Source organism: Mycobacterium sp., from assembly GCF_046095365.1.
Classification (GTDB): Bacteria; Actinomycetota; Actinomycetes; order Mycobacteriales; family Mycobacteriaceae; genus Mycobacterium.
In genome coordinates, this window is sequence record NZ_JBJTJF010000151.1 from 1 (window position 1) to 7,807 (window position 7,807).

Here is a 7,807-nt window from a genome sequence, read left to right on the forward strand (position 1 = left end):
CGGCGGCGCCGGTCTGGGCGCCACCCTGGGAGTCGGCGGCAACGGCGGTGCCGGCGGCGCGGCGAACAATACCGGCGCCAGCATCATCGGCTTCGCCGGCGACGGCGGCACGGGCGGAACCGGCGTCGTCGAGGGCGGCAGCGGTGGCGCCGGCGGCGCGTCGACCACCCAGGGGATCGGTTCGACCGCTTTCGGCGGCACCGGTGGAGAGGGCGGCGCGGCGACCGGCGCCACCGGGAAGGGCGGCAAGGGCGGCGATGGTGGCGCCTCCACCACGACGGGGAACACCTCGTTCGCCAAGGCCGGCGCGGGCGGCAACGGCGGCACCGGCGGCGGCAGCGCCGGCGGCAAGGGCGGTGCCGGCGGCACCGGCGGCGCAGCCGATTCCACCGGAACCACGTCCAGTGCGGCCGGCGGCAAGGGCGGCAACGGCGGCAACGCGCTGCCGGCGGGCACCGGCGGCGCCGCGGGCACCGGCGGAGCGGCGGTCTCCTCCGGCGGCACCGCGACGCCCGGCGCGAACGGGACCCCGGGCTCGCCGTAGTACCCGACTCGCCCGGGTAATCGAGTCGAGTCGGGTCAGCTCAGCTCAGCAGGTGGCGCCCTTCGGCGGCAGTGTGAGGTCCACGAGATACCGCGTCGCGTAGCCGTCCACGCACTCCTCGCCCTCGAACACCACCGTGTGCTGGGTTCCCCTGTAGGTCAGCAGCGCCCCGCCGAGCTGTCCGGCCAGGTCCACCCCTGCCTGGTAGGGCGTGGCCGGGTCGTCGGTGGTCGACACCACCAGAACCGGCGGCAGGCCGGGCGCCGAAATCTGGTGCGGCCCACTGGTCGGCGGCACCGGCCAGAACGCACAGGTGTCCAGCGGGGCGTTGCCGGTGAACGTCCCGTAGCTGCTGTACGGCGCCACCTCGCGCAGCCGCCGGTCCTCCTCGACCGCCCGGGCACGGTCGGTGATCTGCGGTTGGTCCACGCAGATGATCGCCGTCAGTGCGTCGTTGGAATTGCTGTAGTGGCCGTTCTGGTCGCGTTCCCAGTAGTCGTCGGCAAGGGCCAGCAGCGTGTCGCCGCGACCGCCGGAGAGCTCGCGCAGTCCCTTGGTGAGGTCGCTCCACCGTTCCGGGCTGTACATCGCCTCGTCGGTCGCGGTGATCGCGTCGGAGTAGCCCAGGCCACGCGGATCGTCGGTCCTGGCCGGTTCGTTCACCAGTGGATTCACCAGATCATGGTATGCCGCAACGACTTTCGTCGGATCGGTGCCAAGCGGGCAATCGGAGTCCTTGGCGCAGTCTGAGGCGTAGTCGTCGAACGCTTTCTGGAATGCCGCGGACTGGTCGATGTTCGACTGGATCGGGTCGGTGTTGGGGTCCACCGCGCCGTCGAGGATCATCGCGCGCACTTTGTCCGGGTAGGCCTCGGCGTAGGCCGACCCGATCAGCGTGCCGTAGGAGTAGCCCAGATAGGTCAGCTTGGCATCGCCGAGTGCCTCGCGAAGCCGGTCGAGGTCGCGTGCGACGTTGGCGGTGCCGACGTTGGCCAGGAACGGCTTGCCCATCTTGTCCAGGCAACGCTGGACGTACTGCTTCTCGGTGGCCTCGATGTGCGCCACCCCCGCCGGGCTGTAGTCCACCTGCGGGTCGGCGCGCAGCGCGTCGTTGTCGGCGTCGGAGTTGCACCACAGAGCGGGGGCCGACGAGCCGACCCCGCGCGGGTCGAACCCGACCAGGTCGAAGCGCTCGCGAACCTCTTTGGGGAGGTCGTCGACGAGCGAGATCGCGGCCTCGACACCGGAGTCGCCCGGGCCGCCCGGGTTGACCACCAGCGAGCCGATCTTGTCACCGGTCGCCGGGAGTCGGATCAGCGCCAGAGTGGCGACGTCCTTGCCGGGGTCCGAATAGTCCACCGGCACGGGCAGCTCGCCACACTGCGCGCCCCCGGGCGGGTCGCCGTTGCCGCCGGCGCTGTCACACGGCCCCCAGTTGACCGCGGTCACCGCCGGTTCGGGTGCCCCGGACAGACCGGCCGGCCGGCCGGCGACGGTGCTGCCGCAGCCGGCAAGGACGACGACGGCGGCCGCCGCTGCGGTGTTGCGGTTCACGCGCCGCCGAACACCCGGTGTCGGTCTCATCCGGCCAGCCAGGCCAGTGCCGCTGCCACCAGGGCGGCGGTGCCGGTGTCCAGGGTCGGCTGGATCGCCGGGGCGAAGCGGGGCGAGTGGTTGACGGCGATCTCGACGTCGGTGCGGCCTTCGGCCAGGGCTGCCAGGAAGGCGTCCAGATCGGCACCGCCGAGTAGCCAGAAGCAGTAGGGCGCACTGACGCCGCGGGCGATGTCGCTGAAGTCCTCACTGCCCATCAGCCGCTGCGGGGTGACGACCGTCTCGGGACCCAGTGCGGCGGCGAACGCCTCGGTGACGCGGGCGGTGACCGCGGGATCGTTCTCGGTCAGCGGTGCCTGGTCGAAGAATTCGAAGTCCGGATCGCGGGGGCAGTTCGAGGCGGCGCACTCGGCGCGCACCACCCGGCGGATCGCGGCCAGCACGGCCGCCCGGGTCGCTTCGTTGGAGCTGCGGATGTTCAGTTGCAGCTCCGCGCGGTCGGGGATGATGTTCGCCTTGGTGCCCGCGTGGATGCTGCCCACGGTGAGCACCGCCTGCTCCGACGGGTCGACCTCGCGGGCGACGACCGTCTGCAGCCGCAGCACGATGGCGGCGGCGAGCACGACCGGGTCGACGGTCGCCTGCGGCATCGAGCCGTGTCCGCCGCGGCCGTACAGCGTGATCCTGATGCAGTCCGCCGCGGCCATCGCCGGGCCGGGTGTGGCGGCCAGCTTGCCTGCCGGCAGCGGCACCACATGCTGGCCGAGCGCCACGTCCACCGGGCCGGTGAGCGTGAGCAGGCCGTCGTCAACCATTCCGCGTGCGCCGTCGGCGGTCTCCTCGGCTGGCTGGAACAGCGCGATGAGGGTTCCGCGCCAGTGGCTTCGGCCCGCGGCCAACAGGTGCGCGGCTCCCAGCAGACAGCTGACGTGCACATCGTGTCCGCAGGCGTGCATCACCGGCACGGGCGTCTGTTCGCCGACGGGGGTGCCCGTGGCAGTGCTGGCGTAGGGCAGGCCGGTGTCCTCCCGGACCGGCAGCGCGTCCATGTCGGCGCGCAGCAGGACCGACGGGCCCTCGCCGTTGCGCATCACCCCGACCACGCCGGTGCCGCCCACACCCGTGGTGACGTCGAATCCGGCCTGCCGCAACCGTTCCGCCACCAGTGCGGCCGTGCGGTGTTCCTGGTGGGACAACTCCGGGTGCCGGTGCAGGTCGCGGTAGAGATCCTCCTGCCAGCCGCGGACCGTCGGCACGGCGGCCAGGACAGCGGCGACGGCGGTCTGTTCGCTCACCGTTGCAGTATGTCGCGGGGTAGCGTCGACAACAATGACCGACTTCACCGACAAGTCCTACCTCGAGGCGTTCAACAACAGCATCGTCGAGGAGTTCCGCGCCAACGGCGGCAAAGTGGGCGGGCCGTTCGAGGGCGCGACACTGCTGCTGCTCACCAGCACCGGGCGCAAGTCCGGCCGGCCGCGGCTCAACCCGCTGGCCTACTTCGCCGTCGACGGCCGGACCATCATCGTCGGCTCCAAAGCCGGATCCGACACCAACCCGGACTGGGTGCACAACCTGCGGGCCGACCCGCACGCCCACATCGAGGTCGGCACCGACGCCTACGACGTCACCGCCCGGGAACTGCCCGCCGAAGAGCGCGACGCGGTGTTCGCCCGGATAGTGGCGGTCGCCCCCGGCTTCGGCGACTACCAGGCCAAGACCACCCGGGTCATCCCGCTGTTCGAACTCAGGCGGGCCGGCTGAGACCTGTCGAGATGAACCCCGCCGTGCTGGCCGACGCCGTGCTGGTGGTGCACGCGCTGTTCGTGCTCTGGGTGGTGCTCGGCGCGGTCGCGGTGTGGCGCCGGCCCCGGTTGGCCCTGCTGCATCTGCCGGCGCTGGTGTGGGGGATCTGGATCGAGGCCTCCGGCGCGGTGTGCCCGCTGACCCCGCTGGAGGTCTCGCTGCGCCGCGCCGCCGGGCAGGCGGGTTACAGCGGCGGCTTCATCGAGTACTACATCCAGCGGTACGTCGGCGGGTTCGTCTACCCCGCCGGCCTGACCCGCCAGATGCAACTGGCGGCCGCGGCGCTGCTCGTCGTGGTCAACGTCGGGTTCTACGGTCTGATGATCGCCCGCCGCCGGGCGGTAGGCTCGCCCGGTTCGACCAAACGCCGTCCCCGGCCATGACGAGGAGTGCGATGCGAGCAACTCTGGTCAGCCTCATGCTGGCTGTGCTGGCGCTGATAGGTTGCGCCGCCGCCGGCGCCGACGAAGGAGATCCCGTGCCCGATTCGGCCACGCTCACCGGCACGGTGGTCCACCTCGAGCGGATCGCGCTGCCGCCCGACGCGGTGCTGACGGTGACCCTCGAGGACGTCTCGCTGGCCGACGCCCCGGCGGTGACGCTCGGCCAGACCGAGGTCGTGCTCAGCGGCCGGCAGTCCCCGATTCCTTTCACACTGCCCTACCCCCGCTCGGCGGTGCGGCCCGGATCCACCTACGCGGTGCGGGCCCGGATCACCCAGGGCGAGACCCTGCTGTTCACCACCACGCAGAGCTATCCGGTCGACGCGCTCAACCCGGCGCCGGTCGAGCTGCTGGTGAGCTCGGTACCCGGTCCGCAGACCGCGCCGGTGCCCGATGTCACGCTGACCGAAACCTATTGGAAATTCACCGAAGTCGACGGCAACCCGGTCGTGGTGGCCGACCAGATGCGTGAACCCGGCATGGTGCTGCACAACCAGGACAGCCGGCTCTCCGGCTCCGGCGGGGTGAACCGGCTGATGGGCGGATACACCCTTGCCGGTGATGCGCTGAGTTTCTCCCAGGTGGCCTCCACGATGATGGCCGGCCCGCCCGAAGCGATGGCCCAGGAACAGGTGATCGTCGCGGCGCTGGGACGGGTACGCGGTTTCGTCCTCTCCGGTGATCAGCTGACGCTGGTCGACGACGCCGGCCATCCGGTGCTCAGGGCCGTCGCGGTCGCGCTGCGTTAGCCGACACGGGGCTGCCCGGAAGCGTTAGGCTGGTGCTTTCCCGTCAGGGGGAGGGGGCTGCGATGACGCGGTTGGGGGACGGCGCCAGGATGGGCGCCGCGGTGCTCGTTGCCTGGACGGCGTTGACGGCGCCGCTGACCGGGGTGGCCCACGCCGAGACCGGGGACACCGGCGGCTCTGCCGTCACCGCCGGGTCGGCGAGTGCCCGGCCCGCCGCCCGGGTCGCCCGCCCACCTCGCCGCGAGGCGCGGGCCGTGACACCCCGTGCAGCCGCAGCCCGAACGCCGTCCGCACCTCGACCGTCGGATTCCCCTGTCCCGCAGCGGAAGTCACGGCCCCGGGCGCTGCCCGCGCCCGCGGTCCGCAACCCGGTCGAAGCGATGCCCGTTTCCTGGCCCGCGCAATTACCGGCGGCCGCCGCGGACACCCCCGTCCGGACGGTCACGCCGCGGCCCGCGCCGAGGGCCGTTGCGGCCGTGGCGCCGGCCGCGGTGTCCCCGCCGCCGGCGCGCGCCGCGGCGGGCGCGGTCCGGGCGGATCGTCTGACCGGGTCGGCCACCCGGTTGGACCGGTTGCTGCAGTCCGCCCTGGGCCTGCTGGCCCGGCTGCCCAAGGGTCCGGTCAGCGACCTGCTGACAGGCGCGCTGCTGCTGGTGAAGCGAAACCTGACGCCCCAGCCGACGACGGTGGCCCCCCACATCGGGATCAACATGAGCACCGAGCTCGCCGACCCGGCGCCCACTTACCGCGCGGTCGTGGCGGCCATCAAGGCACAGGGCATCACCAGCATCCGGATGTATGAAATCGTCCCGGCGGCCCTGAACCAGATCCAGGCACAGATACCGGGCGCCAAGGTGACCGTCGCCGTCCCCAACTCCAGCGTCGAGCAGCTCGCGTCGGATCCGGACTTCGCCACCTCGGTGGTCGACCAGCTCAAACCGTACGGGTCGATGGTGACGGCGGTGTCGGTCGGCAACGAAGTCGACGCCGCCCCGTTCGACCTGGCCACCGTCACCCGGGCGGTGAAGAACATGCAGGGCGCGATCGCCGCGGCGAAACTTCCCATCGCCACCACGGTGTCGTTCACCATGAGCCTGATCCAGGATTCCTACCCGCCGTCGAGAAGTGTGCTCAACACCGGACTCGACGGGCTGCTGCCGCTGCTCAGGCAGCTGACCGACTACGTCGAGATCGACATCTACCCGCTGATGGACATCCAGGACCAGCCGGCCGACATCAAGCTCGCCTACGCCCTGGGCAACCCCACCAGCCCGCCGATCTACGACAACGGGGTGGCCTACCACAGCCTGTTCTGGGCGGAGTACGACGCCGTGCGGTGGGCGCTGAACAAAGCGGGCATCACCATACCGCTTCGGGTCGGTGAGACCGGATGGGCGACGAATTCCGTTGGCGGCCGGTCCATCTACTCCAACGTGACCAATGCCCGGATCTACAACCAGAATGTGGTCGACAGCATGGCCGGCGGATCGCCGAAGTTCGGCGTCAAGAACGTGCCGTTCTACTTCTTCGAGCTCATCGACGAGAACCAGAAGACCGGCGGGATCTTCGAGCCGTACTGGGGCTGGTACGCGGTCACGGGCCTGCCCGGTTCGGTGACGCTGACCCAGAAGTACCCGCTGACGCTGAGTTTGAGGGTGTAGCCGCTTTCAGCGGGTCAGCAGCCAGCCGCCGAAACCGAGGTGGCGGGCGACCGAGTCGCCTGCCGCGGTGTTGTAGGCGGTGCCGTAGATGTTGTTCATCGCCAGCGCCAGGTACCTGCCGTTGGAGTAGCCCGAGGGACCCCCGCTGCGCATCAGGAACGCGTACGCCCGCCGCAGGGCCTGATCGGCGAAGTCGGTGTAGTCGCTGCCGCCGGCCTTGAGAACCATGCCGATCGCGAGCAGGGCGTCCAGGGACTCCTCGATGTAGGCCCGGCCGGCGAGGTCGACCGTGCAGCACCGCACCGAGGGAAGTCTGTTGTGCCGCAACGCGTCCAGGACGATCGCGCCGCTGCGTGCGTCGCCCGGCCTGTCCGGGTTGATGCCGCGCTGCAGCGCCGGCGTGATGTCCCAGGTGCGGCCGTTGCCGTTCCAGGTGTAGCCCGCGGTGGGGGCGAACGCCGGCCACGGCGAGCCGGTGTCGCCGAGGAACCGGCGGTAGATGCTGACGTCGCGTGCGACGGCGGCGGCGTCGCCGAGCACCACGCTGATGGCCAGGTGGCTGGACAGCGCGTAGGCGTTCCAGTTGCTCGCCGAGTCGCCGGAGGTCTGCTCCAGGCTGCTCCAGCGGGAGTTGCCGGGGAACTGCTCGGTGCGGGCCTGCTCGAGGAAACCGCGCCAGGTCTGACCGTTGTCGGCCACGGTGTCCAGCGGCATACCGACCAGATCGGCGGCGATCACGTAGCCGAACACGTTGCGCGCCAACGGCAGAACAGTGGTGGCCTTCTTCTCGGTTCCGGGAACAGCTTTGACCGCGGTGATCACCTTGTCGCGGTATCTGGCCTCCCCGGTTCGGGCGTAGACCAGTCCGGCGGCCATCACCATCGCCGGGGTCCTGGTGTTCAGCGTGGACAGGTCGGGGGTTTCGAGGGCGGCGTCGGCCTGGGACTTCAGGAACCGCCACCCCGGCCCGCTGGTGGGCTTGGCCATCAGATCGGACTTGCGGATGAGCGCATAGCCGCCCGCCGGGTAGGCGGGCGGCGGGGCGGGGTC

Annotated in this window: 7 protein-coding genes and 1 pseudogene; 5 read left to right on the forward strand and 3 right to left on the reverse strand. The window is 71.1% G+C overall.

The window, feature by feature from the left end:
- Positions 1 to 544 (forward strand): annotated as a pseudogene (locus ACKOQ4_RS11740) (hypothetical protein); the annotation flags it as partial.
- Positions 545 to 589: 45 nt separating this feature from the next.
- Here ACKOQ4_RS11740 and ACKOQ4_RS11745 read toward each other — a convergent pair.
- Both ACKOQ4_RS11745 and ACKOQ4_RS11750 read right to left on the reverse strand, forming a co-directional pair.
- Positions 590 to 2,128, reverse strand: a complete 1,539-nt coding sequence (locus ACKOQ4_RS11745) for an alpha/beta fold hydrolase (protein WP_526291994.1) — start codon at positions 2,126 to 2,128, stop codon at positions 590 to 592.
- Entirely contained in the window at positions 2,125 to 3,393 is a 1,269-nt protein-coding gene (locus ACKOQ4_RS11750; protein ID WP_526291996.1) for an amidohydrolase, read from the reverse strand. Before ACKOQ4_RS11750 ends, ACKOQ4_RS11745 begins: the two co-directional genes overlap by 4 nt.
- 34 nt (positions 3,394 to 3,427) lie before the next feature.
- On the opposite strand from ACKOQ4_RS11750, the gene ACKOQ4_RS11755 reads away from it, so the two are divergent.
- The 4 genes from ACKOQ4_RS11755 to ACKOQ4_RS11770 all read left to right on the forward strand — a co-directional run bounded on the left by ACKOQ4_RS11755 (position 3,428) and on the right by ACKOQ4_RS11770 (position 6,757).
- Positions 3,428 to 3,862, forward strand: a complete 435-nt coding sequence (locus ACKOQ4_RS11755; protein ID WP_526291998.1) for a nitroreductase family deazaflavin-dependent oxidoreductase — start codon at positions 3,428 to 3,430, stop codon at positions 3,860 to 3,862.
- An 11-nt stretch (positions 3,863 to 3,873) separates the two neighbouring features.
- Positions 3,874 to 4,287 (forward strand): DUF2784 family protein, encoded by a 414-nt coding sequence (locus ACKOQ4_RS11760; protein WP_526292000.1) that lies wholly within the window; start codon positions 3,874 to 3,876, stop codon positions 4,285 to 4,287.
- 11 nt (positions 4,288 to 4,298) lie between these two features.
- Positions 4,299 to 5,096, forward strand: a complete 798-nt coding sequence (locus tag ACKOQ4_RS11765; protein ID WP_526292001.1) for an META domain-containing protein — start codon at positions 4,299 to 4,301, stop codon at positions 5,094 to 5,096.
- A gap of 62 nt (positions 5,097 to 5,158) precedes the next feature.
- Positions 5,159 to 6,757, forward strand: a complete 1,599-nt coding sequence (locus ACKOQ4_RS11770) for a glycosyl hydrolase family 17 protein (protein ID WP_526292003.1) — start codon at positions 5,159 to 5,161, stop codon at positions 6,755 to 6,757.
- Between the two features lie 6 nt (positions 6,758 to 6,763).
- Here ACKOQ4_RS11770 and ACKOQ4_RS11775 read toward each other — a convergent pair.
- On the reverse strand, positions 6,764 to 7,807 hold a 1,044-nt coding region (locus ACKOQ4_RS11775; protein ID WP_526292005.1), incomplete at its 5' end, for a hypothetical protein.

What these genes read in the sequence shown, in the direction of transcription:
- ACKOQ4_RS11755 (WP_526291998.1), top strand. Translation starts at nt 3,428, where the DNA reads ATGACCGACTTCACCGACAAGTCCTACCTCGAGGCGTTCAACAACAGC.
- ACKOQ4_RS11765 (WP_526292001.1), top strand. Translation starts at nt 4,299, where the DNA reads ATGCGAGCAACTCTGGTCAGCCTCATGCTGGCTGTGCTGGCGCTGATA.
- ACKOQ4_RS11745 (WP_526291994.1), bottom strand. Translation starts at nt 2,128, where the DNA reads ATGAGACCGACACCGGGTGTTCGGCGGCGCGTGAACCGCAACACCGCA.
- ACKOQ4_RS11760 (WP_526292000.1), top strand. Translation starts at nt 3,874, where the DNA reads ATGAACCCCGCCGTGCTGGCCGACGCCGTGCTGGTGGTGCACGCGCTG.
- ACKOQ4_RS11770 (WP_526292003.1), top strand. Translation starts at nt 5,159, where the DNA reads ATGACGCGGTTGGGGGACGGCGCCAGGATGGGCGCCGCGGTGCTCGTT.